This window comes from Anoxybacillus sp. LAT27, assembly GCF_022030075.1.
In the GTDB taxonomy this organism is placed as follows: domain Bacteria; phylum Bacillota; class Bacilli; order Bacillales; family Anoxybacillaceae; genus Anoxybacillus; species Anoxybacillus kestanbolensis.
Map to the genome: position 1 here is coordinate 1 of NZ_JAIWYK010000327.1, position 230 is coordinate 230.

The following is a 230-nucleotide window of genomic DNA, read 5'->3' on the forward strand; positions in this document are numbered from 1 at the left end:
GTGTCAGGTGGAAGGCGTATTCGTTGCCGGAGCCTCCTCCCATCGCTCGCTCGGTACGGTGGCGAGGAGCGACGTAAGCTTCCAGGCCGACGATAGGCTTCACATTCGCCGCTTTGGCCTCACGCAGCAGCTCGACAGCTCCATAGAGATTGCCGTGGTCGGTAATCGCGATCGCTGGCATCCCGAGTGAGGCCGCCCGCTTCACAAGGAGAGGGATCTTGCTCGCTCCG

The 230-nt window shown here is 62.6% G+C and carries 1 protein-coding gene; it reads right to left on the reverse strand.

The window, feature by feature from the left end; genetic code table 11:
• On the reverse strand, positions 1-181 hold a 181-nt coding region (locus tag LD028_RS09660), incomplete at its 3' end, for a PHP domain-containing protein (RefSeq protein ID WP_237811693.1).
• Positions 182-230 lie beyond the last annotated feature (49 nt).